The organism is Kineosporia mesophila, assembly GCF_021129235.1.
GTDB lineage: Bacteria > Actinomycetota > Actinomycetes > Actinomycetales > Kineosporiaceae > Kineosporia > Kineosporia mesophila.
On record NZ_JAJOMA010000033.1, the window covers coordinates 1 to 16620 of the forward strand.

A 16620-nucleotide genomic window follows, 5' to 3' on the forward strand; every position below is an offset into this window, starting at 1 on the left:
AGGCCCGGCCGGCAACCACCAACACAAGGCAAGGGGTACGTCGTCCTTCATCCCTGTGCATGATCACGGAGGGGGAGAGAGGACTGCGGTGCGGACAGGTGGCACTGCGTTGGCTCGTCCATGGGTGAGGATAAGCGGGTGACTGACGACACCGCCCCCGCGCGCACGGTCCTGATCGACTGTGACCCCGGGCACGACGACGCCATCGCTCTGCTACTGGCCCAGGGCAATCCGTTGATCGATCTGGTGGCCGTCAGCACCGTCGCGGGCAATCAGACGCTGGCCAAGGTGACGCGCAACGCCCAGGCGATCGCGGCGGCCGGGGGCTTCAGCCATGTCCCGATCGCCCAGGGCGCTTCGCGAGGGCTGATCACCGAGCCGTTCGTCGCGGAAGAAATCCACGGCGAGACCGGTCTGGACGGGCCGCAGCTTCCTTCGGCCCAGGCCGAACTCGATCCGCGGCACGGCGTGAACCTCATCATCGACACCGTCATGAGCCGCCCGGCCCGGACGGTGACCCTGGTCGCGACCGGTCCGCTGACCAATCTGGCGCTGGCGGTACGGCTGGAGCCCCGCATCGTCGAGCGTGTGCAAGAAGTGGTGTTCATGGGCGGCGCCATCAACGGGGGCAACTACACGCCGGTGGCCGAGTTCAACATCGCGGTCGATCCGGAGGCCGCGCACGTCGTGGTGCACGAGAACTGGGACGTCACGATGGTGGGCCTCGACGTCACGCATCAGGCACTGGCGACGCCCCGGGTACGCACCGCGCTGGCCGCGGTCGGAACCCGGCCGGCGCAGATCGTGGGGGAGATGCTCGACTTCTACGGCGCCGCGTACACCGAGAGCCAGGGGTTCGAGCACCCGCCGGTACACGATCCGGTCGCGGTGGCATTGGTGATCGACCCGACGGTGCTCACCGTGCGCCGGGCCGTGCTCGATGTCTCGCTGGCCGAGGGGCCGACGCGGGGCATGACGGTGGCCGACCTGCGCAGTCCGGCGCCCGAGGGATGCCGCACCAGGGTGGCGGTGGGACTGGATGCCGACCGGTACTGGGAACTCGTGGTCGACGCGCTGACCCGGATCGGCGAGCCGAATCAGCCGGAATGAGACGGGCGCCCGTTGGAGCTTGGCCCCGGACGGTCACCCCTGAACACGCGATCCCAGCCTTCGGACGGGGAAGGTTTGCATGATCACGGAGAGAGGGGTGGGGCGCCGCAACTAGGAGCGGTCGAGCCACTCCTCGCGGGTGATCGCGTACTCCACCTCACCCTGCTCGGAACCCGGGATCGGCTCGTCCCAGTGCTGATGGAACGTGCGCACGTGACGCAGGCCGATCTTCGACATCGTGGCCCGCGAGCCCTGGTTCACGGCCATGGTCGCGCCGAACACCCGCTGTAGCCGCAGGTCTTCGAATGCGTGACGCAGGAGCTCCACCGATCCTTCGGAGGCCAGGCCGCGACGCCAGAAGGTGGGCAGCAGCCGGTACCCGATCTCGGCCTCGCCGTCGCGCCCGATGGAGGGTTCGAGCAGCCACCAGCCGACGAAGGCGCCGTCGAGGAGACCGGCCCAGAAGCCGTACCCGGGATGGTCTTTCCCTACGGCCAGGCGCCGGTGATGAGCTGCGACGATGTCTTCGAGGGGGCGGGGCCGGCCGTTGAACAGGTACCGCATCACGTCCGGGTCGGAGTCCAGCTCGATCTCCTGCGGCAGGTGCGCCGGCGTGAGGGGAACGAGCACGAGGTGGGACGTTCGCAAGGGCGCCTGGGTCATGGTCGCCAGTGTGCCGGACCCAGCCACCCCGGAAGGTGAGCTGAGGTGCGTCCACCATGTGAGCTTTTGGACGCTTCACAATGATTTAGCACTAGATTGCGCCAATGGTGGACGAATCGGCACGCGTGCAGTTGCTCGACCGGCGTTACCGCGAACTGGCCATGTCCACCTTCGTCTTCGAGAACCGGCTGGCCCACCGGCTGAGCTATCTGCGCGTGTTCGCATCACCCCGGATTGCGGGGCTGCTCAAGCACACCGGCCAGATACAGGCCGAGCCGCGGCGGCGCGCGCACGACACCGGTCTGCTCATGTACTCACTGATCGAGGCCGGCCTGGAGTCGCACGACGGTCGTCACGGGGTGGCCCGCCTCAACGAGATGCATCGTCGCTGGAACATCACCAACGACGACTACATCTGGGTACTGGGTACTTTCGCGGTGATGAGCATCCGCACCATCATGACTGCGGGTTGGCGACCGATCACCGAGGCGGAGAAGCAGGTGGTGATCGACTGGCACCTGGAACTGGGCACCCGGATGGGCATCGCCGACGTTCCTACGGATTTCGATTCCTACGACGCCTGGTTCAGCGCCTATGAGGCGCGCATGCTGCACCGCACCGAGGCCGGCGAGCAACTACGTGACCTGGCGCTGGGCGTACTCCTCACCCCGATCCCGCGTCCGCTGCGGCGCGCGACGAAGGCCCTGATTCCGGTTCTTATCGATGAACCCGCCCGCCGTGCGCTGGGTTTCCGTCGTCCGAATCTGCTGGCCCGGGCGACGGTCGCGACGATCCTGAGGGTCGGGGCGCGGCGTCGCCGCCGGAACGGCCCTCCGGCACCCTTCTTCGAGATGGGTGCCCCGAACATCACCTACCCCGACGGCTGGACGCTCGACGACCTCGGCCCGCACCAGGCCCGGCAGACCCATCAGAGGTGATGATCCGCCATCTCGACCGGAAAGCGTTCGGCGAACACCTCGTCCGCCATCTGGTCGGACTCCGGATCCTCGCAGTCCAGGCCGGACGCGACCATGGCCTGGTAACTCACGAGCTTCGCCCGGATCACGGCGCGGTCTTCCTGTAACTGGGCCAGCTGCTCGTCGATCGCCGTGGACTGCTTCTCGAGCAGCTCGAGCCGGCGCTCGTGCTTCTCCATCGGCTCGGGCCCGGCGTGGATGAACTCGCGCACCTCGGACACGGGCATTCCGGTGCGGCGCAGGGCCTGCACGGTACGCACCCACCGCAGCATCATCGGCGTGTAGCGCCGCCGGCCGTCCGGACCCCGCTCCACCCCGACGAGCAGGCCCTCCTTCTCGTACCAGCGCAGCGTGTCCACGCTGATGCCCGTGCGTTCGGAGACCTCACGAATGCCGATCGCGTCCGGTTCGTCAGTCACGTCCACCACGATAGGTGGTCTCGTGCGGCGCTGCAGAACGTCGGGTCGGGTGGGCGCAATGATGGACGGGCCGGCCCGGACACGCCGCGGGGAGCCATGGACCAGCGGGGCGTGCCGGTGCCGTTCGTGTTCGTCCTGCGCCGCAAGCCCGGCGCCACCCCCTGATTCAGGCGTCTACCGTGAGGTTCACCACGAACCTCCAGCGCGCCTCGTTACGGGCGAGCCGGTCCAGGGCCTCCTGAATCCGGTGGGCCGGTAGCACTTCGACATCCGCGGTGATGCCGTGCTCGGCCGCGAAGGCGAGCATCTCGCGGGTGTCCCGGACCCCGCCGGAGCCGGACGAGGTGACGTGCCGCCGGCCGAGCAGCAGGGCCATGGCGTCGACCTCGTACTTCGGCGGGATCCCGAGCATGCAGATCGTTCCGTCGTAGTCCAGGGCGAGCGCATAGGGCGAGATGTCGTGGGCGGCGGAGGCGGTGTCGATGATGACGTCGAAAGCGTAGCCGTGGGAAGCCATGTCTTCCGGTGAGGTGGAGAGCACCACCTCGTCGGCCCCGAGGGCCAGAGCTAGATCGCGCTTGGTGGACGAGGTGGTGAACACTGCCACCGAGGCACCCAGCGCCTTGGCGAACTTCACAGCCAGGTGGCCGAGCCCACCCAGACCGACGACGCCGACCCGGGTGCCCGGACCGACGCGCAGACGGCGCAGGGGCTGCCAGACCGTGATGCCGGCGCACATCAGGGGCGCCACGCCGGCCGGGTCAAGTCCTTCGGGCATGGCGTAGACGAAACGGTCACGCACCACCATCTCGTCCGAGTAGGCACCGTAGCGGGGCGTGCCGTCGTGCCGGTCCACGCCGCCGTAGGTCAGGGTGGGGAACGCCCGGCAGTACGACTCCTCCTCGTCCAAGCAGGCCGCACAGGTACCGCAGGAGTCGACGATGTTGCCGACGGCCACGGGGTCACCGGCGCTGAACGTGGTCACGGCGGGGCCGACCTCGGTCACGACGCCGGTGAACTCGTGACCGGGTACCAGGGGCAGTTGCGAGGCGTCCTCGATGGCATGCAGGTCGCTGTGGCACACACCGCAGTGGGTGATGCGGATGCGGACGTCGTCGGGTCGCAGGTCACGGCGCTCGAAGGTCCAGGGCTCGAGCTTTCCGCCGGGGTGGAGCAGGGCATATCCGGTAGTCATGAGGAAGAGGCTAGGAACTGGAGTGCACTCCAGCGCAAGCCGTGGCGCGCCGGAGGGTTCTCCTGGTGCCCGGGAACGTCATAGTGGTGCCCTGCTCGTGAGAAGCCTTGGGGGACATGGTGATCGCAAGAGTTTTGGTGGCCTGTGTCGCGTTTCTGGCGATGGCCGGGTGCGGTGCGCACGAACCGGCGGAGATCAGGAACGAGAAGCCGGCCGCCGGCGACGCCCCGCCGGAGGGGTGGCGCTGGGAGACCTACCGGAACGTCCGGCTCGCGGTGCCGGAGGGCTGGGGTTACGGGACAACTGGACGCCAGTGGTGCGGGAGGGCGGACGACGAGAGTCCGTTCGTGGGTCGTCCGGGCTCCCTGCGCATGTACGGCTGCGGGTCCCAGGTCGAAGGCACGATGCTCGAGTCCGGCGGCGAGTTCGTCTGGTTCGGGGCCGATGCCGGCCCTGGTGCACCGGCCCGGGTCGCGGGGCGCATCGGGAATGCGCAGATGACGGGCGAACGGGCCTACCTGCAGGCGGGCCTGGTCACAGTCGCGGTACAGGCCCCGGAAGTTCTCCGGCAGAAGATCATCGACAGCATCGGCCTGGTGAACACCGACCAGAACGGATGCTCCGCGAAGGCGCCCTTCGCCGGGAACCCTGACTGGCGTCCTCAAGCAGTTGCGGTCACTGAACTGGTCGGCATCGAAGCGGTTTCGGCCTGCCAATACGTGGAAGCGCACTTGCGCTCGTCGACCCGGCTGACCGGCGACGAGGCGGTGCGGGCCGTCCGGGCCATCACCGAGGCGCCGCTGGGCGCCGGGCCGAACTCTCCGGCGAGCGAATGCGTACCGGACGAGATCACCACCATGGAACATCTGGTGCTGCAGATCGACGCCGAGCGACCGGGTGTCGTGGATCTGCGCTACGGCGGTTGTTTCCATCGCGGACTGGACGACGGCACGACGGTGCGCACACTCACGCGCGCCGCCGTGCAGCCGTTCGTCCAGGGCCCCAACCGGGTGTGGGGGTGGAGCGGGGACGAGCTCTCCGGGATTCTCGAGCCCTGAGCCCTACTGCGCGCCCATCACCCGCGCGTACTTCCCGCCGTCGTTACCGCTGTGCCCGCTCTGGTCCTCGCCCAGATCGATGCGGACCTCGTGGACCAGCCCGGTCAGGGCGTTGTCGAGACGCGGGTACTCGGTGCTCACCGGCGTGCCGAGATCGACGCCGATGTTGAGGGTCTCGTCGAAGGAGAAGTAGTAGGGGATGGTCGCCCCGACGCGGCCCTTGCCGTCGCAGACGTCGTTCACGTAGATGTCCACCGAACCACCCAGCCCGGCGCCTTCGCCGTCGTAGGTGAACTCGGCCCGCACCTGGTGCCGGCCGGTCGGCAGCGGGCTCTGTGTGCGAATGGTGAACCGCTGCAACGCGAAATAGTTGTAGTGGTAGGTGGGGTAGCCGTCGACCAGATACAGGCTCCACCCGCCGAACGCACCACCCTGGGCGATCACCACACCGTCCGCACCCTCGGCCACCTCGATGTCGGCGGTGATGGAGTGCGAACGGTTCTTCACGTTCGGGGTGGTCTCCTCGGTGAGACGCCGCATCCCGCCGTGGTAGGTGATCGAGCGCCGTTCCCCGAGCAGGTCGATACGGCCCGCGAGCGTGGGGTTCTCCCGCTCGGTGACCCGGTCGTCGAGCGGGAACACCTGGTGCTTGGCCGCTTCCACCAGGAACAGGTCCTGCAGCTGACGGAGCCGCCCGGGTTGCGCGGCGGCCAGGTCGCTGGACTGCGTCCAGTCGGTGGTGAGGTCGTACAGCTCCCACACGTCGTTCTCGAAACGCCGGTCCGGGTCGGGGATCATCTGCCACGGGATGCCGTGACGGGTCACCGCCATCCAGCCCTCGTGGTAGATGCCGCGGTTGCCACACATCTCGAAGTACTGCGTGGTGCGGCGGTCGGCGGCCTGCGGGTCGTCGAACGTGTACCGCATGCTCGTACCCTCGATCGGCTGCTGCTGCACGCCGTTCACCGAGACCGGCGCGGGCACGCCCACGCAGTCGAGAATGGTCGGCAGCACGTCGATCACGTGGTGGAACTGGGGGCGGATCCCTGGGCCCTCGATACCTTCGGGCCAGTGGATGACCAGACCGTCGCGGGTGCCGCCGAAGTGGGAGGCGACCTGCTTCGTCCACTGGTAGGGGGTGTTGAGCGCCACGGCCCACCCGGCCGGGCCGATCGCGTAACTGTCGGGAGTGCCGAGCAGATCGATCTCGTTGATCATCACGTCGGGGTCGTCGGCGATGCCGTGCCCCAGGCGGTGCTCGTTGAGAGTGCCGTCCACACCGCCCTCCCCCGAGGCCCCGTTGTCGCCGAGCAGGTACACGAAGATGGTGTTGTCCAGCTCGCCGAGGCCTTCCAGGGCGTCGACGAGGCGCCCGACCTGGGTGTCGCAGTGCTCGGTGAACCCGGCGAAGGTCTCCATGAACCGGGCCGAGATCTGCTTCTGGTTGTCCGACAGCTCGTCCCAGTGCGGCAGTCCGTCCGCCCAGGGGGCCAGCTCGGCGTCTTCCGGGATCACCCCGAGTTCCTTCTGCCGGGCCAGGATCTCCTCGCGGGCGACGTCCCAGCCGGCGTCGAACCGGCCGGCGTACTTCTCCCGCCACTGCGGGGCCACGTGCAGCGGTGCGTGCGAGGCGCCCATGGCCAGATAGGTGAAGAAGGGACGCCCGGGGGTCAGGGAACGCTGGGTGCGGATCCAGTCGATGCTCTGGTCGACCAGGTCTTCGGACAGGTGGTAGCCGTCTTCGGGGCGCCGGGCCGGCTCGAACGGCGTGGTGCCGCGGTACAGCTGCGGGTACCAGTGGTTCATCTCGGCGCCCATGAAACCGTAGAAGCTGTCGAAGCCCTCACCGGTGGGCCAGCGGTCGAACGGGCCGACCGGGCTGATCTCGCGCGGCGGGGTCTGGTGCCACTTGCCGAAGGCCGCCGTGCTGTAGCCGTTGCCGTGCAGGATCTGCGCCAGCGTGGCGGCGCTGGCGGGCCGGAAACCGCTGTAGCCGGGCGCGGCCGTGGCCATCTCGGTGGTGCCGCCCATGCCCACGGAATGGCAGTTACGGCCGGTCATCAGCGACTGGCGCGTCGGCGAGCACAGGGCGTTGACGTGAAACCGGTTGTAGCGCAGGCCCTGCGTGGCCAGGCGCTCGGCCGTGGGCATGTGGCAGGGGCCACCGAAGGCGCTCGAGGAGCCGAAACCCAGGTCGTCGAGCACCACGATGACCACGTTGGGCGCCGCGGGCGGCGGCGTGGTCGGGCCGATCGCCTCGAACGGCGCGTGCTGGTCGTGGATCCCGACCGCCGTCACCACGGTCTGCTTGCGTTCGGGCTCGGGCAGCACGTGCCGTCCGGCTTCAAAAACCGCCACGGGCAGCTCCACTTCGTACACCAGTCACACCGGTCATCATCACGAGCCAGGTTGACATGATCGCGGGCCGCCGGACAACGAGCGGTGCCGGGGCAAGCGATACGGGTTCGTAATGGGTGTCAGAGGTGGGCGCTATGAGTGCATATGGCGCCACCTCCGCGATCACCCGAGTGCGGCCGGTAATGACGGCTCGTCCCGCACCGGTGTCTCCTGCCCCAGCACGCCCCGGGCTCGCAATCGCGCGGCCACCGACAGCACCCGGGGCCGGCGCAGGCGGGCCGGCGTGAGCAGCGTGTCGTCGCCCAGAAGTTTCTCCGGCGGTCCTTGCCGCACCAGGCTACCCACCAGCACGGCGACCCGGTCGGCCCAGGCGAGCGCCAGGTCGACGTCGTGCGTGGCCACGACCAGGGTGGTGCCCCGGGCGAGCGCGGCGATCGCCTCCTGGCCGGCGGCCGGGTCGAGCCCGGCGGTCGGCGGGAGGGCGGCCTTCAGGCCCAGCGGGCTCAGCTCCTCGGGTCCGCGCCCTGGATCGATGCGAGGGCCGAAGTCTCCTGGCTTCCCGGACCGAAGCTCGCCCCGGCCTGGTCGGACAGGCCAGGGCACGGCGTGGGGCCTGCTCCCGGTGGCAGTGGCGGGACCGCGCCGGATTCTCACCGGCTTCCGTCACTGCCGTCGCGGTTCGTGGTCGATTGGTGGGGGAATCTGACCACGCGGTGTCCGATATGCGCACCGCGCTCCTGTCTAGACTCAGGCTCCCTACGTGCGGCAGGGAACGGGAGGACGCGGCGTGGTACGGCGGGATCATCTGGAACGGGCTGTGCTGGAGTCTCTCTGGGGCAATCCGGACGGCCTGACGGCGCCGGAGGTGGTGGATCTGCTCGCGGATCGTCACCTGGCCCTGACCACGGTGCACACCGTGCTCGACCGGCTCCGGGCCAAGGACATGGTGGTGCGTGAACGCGACGGCCGGGTGTTCCGGCACCGGGCCACCCGTGACCGCGAGGAGATGACCGCCGACGCGATGCTCGCGGTGCTGGCCGACAGCGCCGACCACACGCTGGCCCTGTCGATGTTCGTCCGGTCCGTCTCCCCGGCGGACGCCGAGGCGATCAGGAAGGCGCTGGGCGGGCGGCGGGTGTGACCGGGGTCTTCCTGCTGCTCCTGGCCGCACTGCTCGGGCCGGTGCCGCGTCTGCTGTCGAACGCGCGCTGGGCCGGCCGGGTGCCGCGGGCGGCCGCGATCACCTGGGTGGTGTACGCGTTCGTCACGGCCTACCTGCTGTTGCTGAACCTGGTCTTCGTCATCTCGTGGCTGGTCGCCGGGGTGCTGCTGGCCTGGATGATCGGCCGGCTGGTGCACACCGTGCTGACCCTGCGCCGCACGCAGCGCCGCCACCAGGAGATGCTCGCCATGGTGGCCGAGTGGGACCCGGGCCGGCGGGTGCACGTGATCGACGACGACCGGGCCCTGGCCTACTGCCTGCCCAACGGCGCGGCCCCGATGGTCGTGGTCACCCGCGGCTGCCTGGAACTCGCCGACGACGCCGAGCTGCGCGCCATTCTCGCCCACGAGCGCAGCCACGCCCGGAACCGGCACGACCTGTTGGTCGCCGGATTCCTGGCGTGGCAGCGCATCCTGCCCTTCGTACCGTCCTGCCGCCTGGCGGCCGACGCGGTCGGGGCCGCGACCGAGGCCTGGGCCGACGACGCGGCCGTCGCCGCGGTCAGCCACGACGTGACGCTGCGGGCCATCATCCGGATGGGCTCCGGCGGCGCGGACGGGCCGGTGTGGGACCCGGACCCGCCCACTCTGCGGCGGATCCGGCGGCTGCTCGACCAGATGCCCGGTCCGAGGGCCGGGCATCTGGTGCGTTGAGTGGTGCCCGGAACAAATCAGACCTCGACCAGTTCGGACTCCCGCTCGACCGGACGCCGCGAGATCCGCGTCGTGCGGGTGATGCGGGCGCCGGTCAGGGTCGGGCGCGCCACGAGCAGCAGCACGAAGGCCACGGCGCACAGCACCGCGCCGATCAGGTAGGCCTGCCGGTAGCCGAAACCGGCGGCGGCGCCGAGGATCGGGCCGGCCAGCATAGCCCCGACGGGCCCGGCGCTGATGAACAGCGTGGAGGCGTGGCCCGGGCGGCTGGGCAGCATGTCCTGCACGTAGCTGATGCCCAGCCCCTGGAGCAGCGCGATCGCGGCCGCGTTGACGACCTGCGCCGCGGCGAGCTGCCAGGTGGCGGACGAGACCGCCACGACCGCCGTGTAGACCAGGGCCAGCGCCGGCCCGGCCAGCATCAGCCGGCGCAGTGGGAACCGGGCCGCGAGCAGACCGAAGCCCAGCATCAGCGGTATCTCCAGCCCGGCGCACAGGCCCAGGATGAGGCCCGCGTCACCCAGCCCGGCGTGCAGTTCGCTCTTCAGGAACAACGGAAGTGCTTGCAGCGAAAGGTTTCCGGTGCACTGCAGGAGCACGAGCGCAATCATGGTGAGCACGAGCACCCGGCGGCTCTCGTCCTGGCCGGGCTCCGACTCCAGGGTCTGCGCCGTGACGGCGGCCGTCGGGACGGGCGTCGCGGGGAACATCCGCCACGTCACCACCGCGGCGATCGTGAACATCGTGGCCGCGAAACCGTAGACGGCGGTGAAGTCACCGGCGGTGAGCAGCATCGTCGCCAGGAACGGCCCGCCCACCCAGGACAGCGAGAGCACTGTGCGCAGGGTGGTCATGGTCATCACGGCACTGGGTGAACCGGCCAGGCTGACCCGCGCGTGGGCGAACACCTGGGGCACGAGCGCGCTCGCGATGGCCGTCGCGGTGACGGTCAGGCCCAGGAGCAGCCAGTAGTCCCGCAGCCAGGCCGTCAGCAGGGAGCCGACGGCGCCGGTCAGCGCGGCCGCGACGATCAGGCCGCGCCGCGAGGGCAGACGGTCCGACCAGCGGGCGAGCGCCAGGGACACCACCACGGACGACAGCGGGGCGGCGACGAGGAACACGGTGATCTGCAGACCACTGGCGTGCACCGCGTCGGTGAGGAAGAGGGTGAGGAAGGGAGCGGCCATCGCGCTGGCCAGGCCGACACAGAGGAAAACCAGCGCCAGGGGGAAGTGCTGGCGCACAGGGTGAAACACAAAGACCTCAAGACAGGCAGAACGAACGGTCGGACACGAGGCGCTGCCGCCCTGCAGGGCCCCGCTGTTTCTAACGGCACCAGCGTCCCCGGTGTTACACCTCGGGTCGCTCCACTTGCCGATCCGCCGGGGCAGGCCACCGTAGAGACGCACTATCCATACTCGTGACCTGCAAGGAGAGACCGTGGCCAACACATCCGCCCGAATTCTGTACAAGCCCTTCGGCCTGGCGGGCAGCGTCGGTGCCGGCCTGATCGCGGGCGTGCTCTTCAAGCAGGTGTGGAAGCACGTGTCCGACGCCGACGACACCCCCGAGGCCAACGACCGGCGCTTCGGCTGGGGTCAGGTGCTGCTGGCCGCCACGGTCCAGGGCGCGATCTTCGCCGCGGTGAAGGCCGCCGTCGACCGCGGGGGAGCCGTGGCGTTCGAGCGCTGGACGGGGGAGTGGCCCGGCGAGGAGTGAGGAAAACCGGGTGCGCGCCCGCCCCCGGACGGCGCACACTCGGGTGCATGACGGCTCAGCTGGTCGCTTTGTGCTTCGACACCGAAGACCCCGCCCGCCTGGCCGGATTCTGGGCGGGGTTCCTGGGCTGGGAGGTGCGGGACGGCACCACCGCGTACGCCCCGGCCGCGCTGGATCCGGGTTTCGTGCTGCGGTTCCTGCCCACCGACGAGCCGAAGACCGCGCCCAACCAGATGCACTTCGACCTGACCAGCAGTTCCCTGGACGATCAGCGGCAGACCGTCGAGCGGGCCCTGGCCCTGGGGGCGCGGCACCACGACGTCGGCCAGCGGCCCGAAGAGGGGCACGTGGTGCTCGCCGACCCGGGCGGCAACGAGTTCTGCGTGATCGAGCCCGGCAACCGGTTCCTGGCCGGGACCGGCGCCATCGGCGCGCTCGCCGGCGACGGATCGCAGGCCACCGGGTACTTCTGGAGCCAGGTGCTGGACTGGCCGCTGGTCTGGGACCAGGACGAGGAGACCGCGATCCGGTCTCCACGCGGCGGTCCCAAGATCACCTGGGGCGGTCCGCCCGTGGCCCCGAGAACCGGCCGCCGGTATCGTCCCCACTTCGACATCGCCCCCGCGCCCGGCACCGGCCGGCCGGCCGAGCTGGAGCGCCTGATCGGCCTGGGCGCGACCGTTCGCACCAGCGGGCAGCTGGCCGACCCCGACGGGCACGAGTTCTGCCTGCTCTAAAGCCCCCAGTGCTGGTGCAGCCGGAAGGCGTCACTGAGCCGGCGCAACTGCTGGGTGTGTAGCTCGGCGATGACCGGCGACTGGTCGCCCGAGGCCTGGAAGTGCCCGTAAACGAAGGGGTAACACGTCGGACCGACAGCCGTCACGTGCTGCAGCACAGCTTTCCCGGGGACGGACGGGAGGCCGAGCCCACCCGCCGTGAGCGGTGCGTGACGGCTTCTGGTCAGGTGTTCCTCGAGCGCCGCGACCTGCGTCATCTCGAGGGTGGTGCCGGACATCGAACGGTGATTCATCTGCGCCTCCTGCCGATCTCGAGAATGGTGGCTTGAGGACGAGGCGCGCACCGGCCGTACGTCGGTGCGGTTACGGGACCAAGGGCCTTCGACCAAGGACTGTTTGAACAGGGGCACTTGGCCTCTACAGGTCCCGTTGCGGCGGGCGGACGATGCCGTCATGGACACCCTGCAGACCACGGAACATTCGGCCGCTCCGGCTGCCTGGCGTGGATTCGCCGGGCAGGAGTGGCGTAACCGGATCGACGTCAGCGCCTTCATCAAGGCCAACGTCACGCCCTACGAGGGCGACGAGACATTCCTGGCGACGGCGACCCCTCGCACGGAGTCGATCCACCAGCGCATCAGCGAACTGGCGAAGATCGAGCGCGAGCGCGGCATCCTGGATGCCGACGCGAAGACACCCTCGACGATCACCAGTCACGCCCCCGGGTACATCGACCGGGACGCCGAGCTGATCGTCGGGCTGCAGACAGACGCGCCGCTGAAGCGGGCCATCATGCCCAAGGGCGGGCTGCGGATGGTCGAGAACGGCCTGGCTGCCTACGGATACGAGATCGACCCGGTGGTGAAGGAGATCTTCACCCTGCACCGCAAGACCCACAACCAGGGCGTCTTCGACGCCTACACCCCGGAGATCCTGGCGGCCCGTAAGGCCGGCATCATCACCGGTCTGCCCGACGCCTACGGCCGGGGCCGCATCATCGGTGACTTCCGTCGGGTGGCCCTCTACGGCGTGGACGCGCTGATCGAGGACAAGGACCGGGAAAAGGCCCTGCTCAACGGTTTCCGCGCGAGTGAGGACGTGATCCGCGACCGCGAGGAACTGTCCGAGCAGATCCGGGCGCTGCGCGACCTGAAGACGATGGCCGCCGGCTACGGCTTCGACGTCTCCCACCCGGCGACCAGCGCCCAGGAGGCGATCCAGTGGCTGTACCTGGCCTACCTGGCCGGCGCCAAGGAGGGCAACGGCGCGGCGATGTCGTTCGGCCGCACCTCCAGCTTCATCGACATCTACGTGCAGCGTGACCGGGCGGACGGCTCGCTGACCGAGTCGCAGGCCCAGGAACTCGTCGACGACCTGGTGATGAAGCTGCGGATCATCCGCTTCCTGCGCACCCCGGACTACGACGCGCTGTTCTCCGGCGACCCGACCTGGGTCACCGAGTCGATCGGCGGCGTGACCCAGGAGGGCGTGCCGCTCGTCACCCGCACCTCGTTCCGGTTCCTGCAGACCCTGTACAACCTCGGTCCGGCCCCGGAGCCGAACCTGACCGTGCTGTGGTCGCCGCGTCTGCCGGAGGGCTTCAAGCGATTCTGCTCGCAGGTCTCCATCGACACCAGCGCCATCCAGTTCGAGAACGACGAGCTGCTGCGCCCGATGAACGGTGACGACGCGGCGATCGCCTGCTGCGTCTCGGGGGCCGCGGTCGGCAAGGCCATGCAGTTCTTCGGGGCCCGGGCCAACCTGGCGAAGGCCCTGCTGTACGCCATCAACGGGGGCCGGGACGAGGTCAGCGGTGCCCAGGTGGCCCCGGGTGCCCAGCCGGTCACCGGTGACACGCTCGACTTCGACGACGTGATGCGGCGTTACGACGAGATGCTGGACTGGCTGGCCGACACCTACGTCGACGCGCTGAACATCATCCACTTCATGCACGACAAGTACGCGTACGAGGCCGTGCAGATGGCCCTGCACGATTACCCGGTGCACCGGATGCTGGCCTGCGGCATCGCCGGCCTGTCGGTCGCGGCCGACTCGCTGTCGGCGATCCGGTACGCGTCGGTCACGCCGGTGCGGGACGAGACCGGGCTCGTGGTCGACTACTCGGTCGAGGGCGAGTACCCCTGCTACGGCAACGGGGACGACCGGGCCGACGCCATCGCGACCGACCTGGTGCACCGGTTCATGGAGAAGCTGCGCACCCACTCCACCTACCGCGACGCCGAGATCACCCAGTCCGTGCTGACCATCACCTCGAACGTGGTCTACGGCAAGAAGACCGGGAACACCCCGGACGGACGCCGCGCGGGGGAGCCCTTCGCCCCCGGCGCCAACCCGATGAACGGCCGGGACAAGCACGGTCTGCTCACCTCGGCACTGAGTGTGGCGAAGATCGACTACGCGGACGCCCGGGACGGCATCTCGCTGACCTCGACCACGGTGCCGCAGGCGCTCGGACGCACTCCCGAGGACCGGATCAGCAGCCTGGTCGGTGTGCTGGACGCGTACATGACCTCCGGCGGATACCACATGAACGTCAACGTGCTGGAGCGCGCGACACTCGTGGAGGCCATGGAACACCCGGAGAACTACCCGAACCTCACCATCCGGGTCTCGGGCTACGCGGTCAACTTCGTCCGCCTCACCAAGGAGCAGCAGATGGACGTCATCAACCGCACCTTCCACGGCGACCCGCTCGTCAAATGAACTCCATCAGCATCGCCCTGATGGCCGCACCGCGTCCGCCGCTTCCCGGGTACGACCCGGAGATCTGGCGGCGCGGGGAGGCCGGCTGGGTGCACTCGTGGGACACCTCCACGGGGGTGGACGGTCCGGGCACCCGGTTCGTGATGTTCACCGCCGGCTGCCCCCTGCGGTGCCAGTACTGCGAGAACCCCGATACCTGGACGCCCCGGGGCGGTCAGGTGACGAAGGTCGACGAGGTGCTGGACCGGGTGCGCGGCTACCGGGCGGCGCTGGTCGCCGGGAAGGGTGGTGTCACGGTCTCCGGCGGTGAGCCGCTCACCCAGCCCCGGTTCGTGGCGAACTTCCTGCGCGGCTGCCGCGAGATGGGGCTGCACACGGCCCTGGACACGGCCGGGTTCCTCGGTCATCTCGCGACCGACGAGATGCTGGACGACACCAGCCTGGTGCTGCTCGACATCAAGTCGTTCGACCCGGACACCTACCAGCGGGTCACCGGGCGCGAACTCGCCCCCACCCTGCGGTTCGCGAAACGTCTGGCCGAGATGGGCAAGCCGGTGAACATGCGGTTCGTGCTCGTGCCGGGCCTCACCGACGACCCCGCGAACATCGACGGGCTGGCCGATTTCGCGGCGGGCCTGGGCAACGTCGAGCGGGTGGACGTGCTGGCCTACCACCGTCTCGGGGTGGACAAGTACGACCGGCTGCGGATCCGGTACCGGCTGGAGGGCACCGAGCCGCCGACCTGGGAGCAGGTGGAGGACGCCCGCCGCCGGTTCGCCGACCGCGGGCTCACGGTGAGCTGAAGGGGAGGGCCCAGGAGGCCGGATCGCGCCGCAGCGGTCCGGCCTTCAGGCCTGTGCGGGTGAGACCGCCCAGGACGCGAGCATCTTCAGCGCGTCGGCGGTCGGGGTGCCGCTCGCGGCCGTGTAGATGTTCAGCCGCAGGTCGGGCTCGGAGGCCAGTTCCATCGACTCGAAGTCCAGGTCGAGCTGCCCCACCACGGGGTGCCGCAATCGTTTCGTGCCGCTGCGGTGGAACTTCACGTTGTGCGCGGCCCAGCGCTGCCGGAAGAGCTCCGAATGCGTGGACAGCTCACCGACCAGCTCGATCAGCGCCTTGTCGTTCGGCCGGCGCCCGGCCTCCAGCCGCAGCATGGCCGCGGCGTCGGCGGCGATGCGGTCGTAGTCGACGAAGAAGTCCTCGGCGGCCGGGTCCATGAAGACGAACCAGGTGGTGTTGGCCGGCCGGCGGACCCCGGTCAGCACGGGGGAGTACAGGGCCCGGGCCATCTGGTTCATCGCGATGATGTCGTGCCGGCCGTTGCGCACCCAGGCCGGGGTGTCCGGCATGGCGTCCAGCACCTGCTGGATCACCGGGCGCACCTTGGTGTGCGGCGCCGGCGAGCGCCGCGACCGGGTCACCGGCGCGCTCTGGTGGGCCAGGTCGAACAGGTGGGACCGCTCGGCCTCGTCCAGGTGCAGCGCGTCGGCCAGGCCCTCCAGCACGCTGTCGGAGGCGCCGCTGAGATTGCCGCGCTCCATGCGCACGTAGTAGTCCACCGACACGCCCGCGAGCATGGCGACCTCCTCGCGGCGCAGCCCCTTGACCCGGCGGTTCCCGCCGTAGGCGGGCAGACCGGCCTGTTCCGGGGTGATCCGGGCCCGCCGGCTGGCCAGGAAGTCGCGGATCTGGGTACGGACCTCGGTGGAACTCATACCCCCACGGTAGACACGCCCGCCGCGTCGTGGCAGGTACTGGCGTTACCGGCCACGCCCAGACCTCACC

17 protein-coding genes and 1 riboswitch are annotated in these 16620 nt (G+C 69.6%); of the genes, 9 read left to right on the forward strand and 8 right to left on the reverse strand.

The window, feature by feature from the left end; genetic code table 11:
* The first annotated feature begins 138 nt into the window (after window positions 1-138).
* Window positions 139-1110, forward strand: coding sequence for a nucleoside hydrolase (locus LR393_RS31350; RefSeq protein WP_231488819.1), 972 nt, complete (start codon window positions 139-141; stop codon window positions 1108-1110).
* Window positions 1111-1221: 111 nt separating this feature from the next.
* On the opposite strand, the gene LR393_RS31355 is transcribed toward LR393_RS31350, so the two are convergent.
* Window positions 1222-1773: a GNAT family N-acetyltransferase gene (locus LR393_RS31355; protein ID WP_231488820.1), complete on the reverse strand. Its 552-nt coding sequence runs from the start codon at window positions 1771-1773 to the stop codon at window positions 1222-1224.
* A gap of 104 nt (window positions 1774-1877) precedes the next feature.
* Here LR393_RS31355 and LR393_RS31360 point away from each other — a divergent pair, with 104 nt between their 5' ends.
* On the forward strand, window positions 1878-2711 hold the full coding sequence (locus LR393_RS31360) for an oxygenase MpaB family protein (protein ID WP_231488821.1): 834 nt from the start codon (window positions 1878-1880) through the stop codon (window positions 2709-2711).
* Here LR393_RS31360 and LR393_RS31365 read toward each other — a convergent pair.
* Window positions 2702-3169, reverse strand: coding sequence for a MerR family transcriptional regulator (locus LR393_RS31365; protein WP_231488822.1), 468 nt, complete (start codon window positions 3167-3169; stop codon window positions 2702-2704). The two genes, LR393_RS31360 and LR393_RS31365, sit on opposite strands and share 10 nt — an antisense overlap.
* Window positions 3170-3335: 166 nt before the next feature.
* The gene (locus LR393_RS31370; RefSeq protein ID WP_231488823.1) at window positions 3336-4364 is read right to left on the reverse strand and encodes an NAD(P)-dependent alcohol dehydrogenase; all 1029 of its coding nucleotides are present in this window, start codon (window positions 4362-4364) and stop codon (window positions 3336-3338) included.
* Between the two features lie 116 nt (window positions 4365-4480).
* Between LR393_RS31370 and LR393_RS31375 the strand changes: the two genes are divergently transcribed.
* Window positions 4481-5422 (forward strand): hypothetical protein, encoded by a 942-nt coding sequence (locus tag LR393_RS31375; RefSeq protein WP_231488824.1) that lies wholly within the window; start codon window positions 4481-4483, stop codon window positions 5420-5422.
* 3 nt (window positions 5423-5425) lie between these two features.
* Here the strand turns inward: LR393_RS31375 and LR393_RS31380 are convergent, their stop codons facing one another.
* Both LR393_RS31380 and LR393_RS31385 read right to left on the reverse strand, forming a co-directional pair.
* Window positions 5426-7780 (reverse strand): arylsulfatase, encoded by a 2355-nt coding sequence (locus tag LR393_RS31380; protein WP_231488825.1) that lies wholly within the window; start codon window positions 7778-7780, stop codon window positions 5426-5428.
* Between the two features lie 162 nt (window positions 7781-7942).
* The gene (locus LR393_RS31385; protein ID WP_231488826.1) at window positions 7943-8182 is read right to left on the reverse strand and encodes a hypothetical protein; all 240 of its coding nucleotides are present in this window, start codon (window positions 8180-8182) and stop codon (window positions 7943-7945) included.
* Between the two features lie 144 nt (window positions 8183-8326).
* Window positions 8327-8442, reverse strand: a riboswitch (cobalamin riboswitch).
* Window positions 8443-8597: 155 nt separating this feature from the next.
* Between LR393_RS31385 and LR393_RS31390 the strand changes: the two genes are divergently transcribed.
* Both LR393_RS31390 and LR393_RS31395 read left to right on the forward strand, forming a co-directional pair.
* Window positions 8598-8921, forward strand: coding sequence for a BlaI/MecI/CopY family transcriptional regulator (locus tag LR393_RS31390; RefSeq protein ID WP_231488827.1), 324 nt, complete (start codon window positions 8598-8600; stop codon window positions 8919-8921).
* Window positions 8918-9655, forward strand: coding sequence for a M56 family metallopeptidase (locus LR393_RS31395; protein ID WP_231488828.1), 738 nt, complete (start codon window positions 8918-8920; stop codon window positions 9653-9655). The genes LR393_RS31390 and LR393_RS31395 overlap by 4 nt, the downstream gene beginning before the upstream one ends.
* A gap of 17 nt (window positions 9656-9672) precedes the next feature.
* On the opposite strand, the gene LR393_RS31400 is transcribed toward LR393_RS31395, so the two are convergent.
* Window positions 9673-10899, reverse strand: a complete 1227-nt coding sequence (locus LR393_RS31400; RefSeq protein ID WP_231488829.1) for a sugar efflux transporter — start codon at window positions 10897-10899, stop codon at window positions 9673-9675.
* 196 nt (window positions 10900-11095) lie between these two features.
* Between LR393_RS31400 and LR393_RS31405 the strand changes: the two genes are divergently transcribed.
* Both LR393_RS31405 and LR393_RS31410 read left to right on the forward strand, forming a co-directional pair.
* Entirely contained in the window at window positions 11096-11374 is a 279-nt protein-coding gene (locus LR393_RS31405; RefSeq protein WP_231488830.1) for a DUF4235 domain-containing protein, read from the forward strand.
* 47 nt (window positions 11375-11421) lie between these two features.
* Window positions 11422-12111 carry a VOC family protein gene (locus tag LR393_RS31410; RefSeq protein WP_231488831.1) on the forward strand — a complete coding sequence of 230 codons (690 nt, stop codon included), beginning with the start codon at window positions 11422-11424 and terminating at the stop codon, window positions 12109-12111.
* On the opposite strand, the gene LR393_RS31415 is transcribed toward LR393_RS31410, so the two are convergent.
* Complete coding sequence (locus LR393_RS31415) at window positions 12108-12404, reverse strand: hypothetical protein (RefSeq protein ID WP_231488832.1); 297 nt, start codon at window positions 12402-12404, stop codon at window positions 12108-12110. The genes LR393_RS31410 and LR393_RS31415 overlap by 4 nt on opposite strands.
* Window positions 12405-12564: 160 nt before the next feature.
* Here LR393_RS31415 and pflB point away from each other — a divergent pair, with 160 nt between their 5' ends.
* Together pflB and pflA are read left to right on the forward strand one after the other, a co-directional pair.
* Complete coding sequence (gene pflB, locus LR393_RS31420; RefSeq protein ID WP_231488833.1) at window positions 12565-14835, forward strand: formate C-acetyltransferase; 2271 nt, start codon at window positions 12565-12567, stop codon at window positions 14833-14835.
* Entirely contained in the window at window positions 14832-15638 is an 807-nt protein-coding gene (pflA, locus tag LR393_RS31425) for a pyruvate formate-lyase-activating protein (RefSeq protein WP_231488834.1), read from the forward strand. Before pflB ends, pflA begins: the two co-directional genes overlap by 4 nt.
* A 45-nt stretch (window positions 15639-15683) precedes the next feature.
* Here the strand turns inward: pflA and LR393_RS31430 are convergent, their stop codons facing one another.
* Entirely contained in the window at window positions 15684-16550 is an 867-nt protein-coding gene (locus tag LR393_RS31430) for a helix-turn-helix transcriptional regulator (protein ID WP_231488835.1), read from the reverse strand.
* Window positions 16551-16620: the final 70 nt, after the last annotated feature.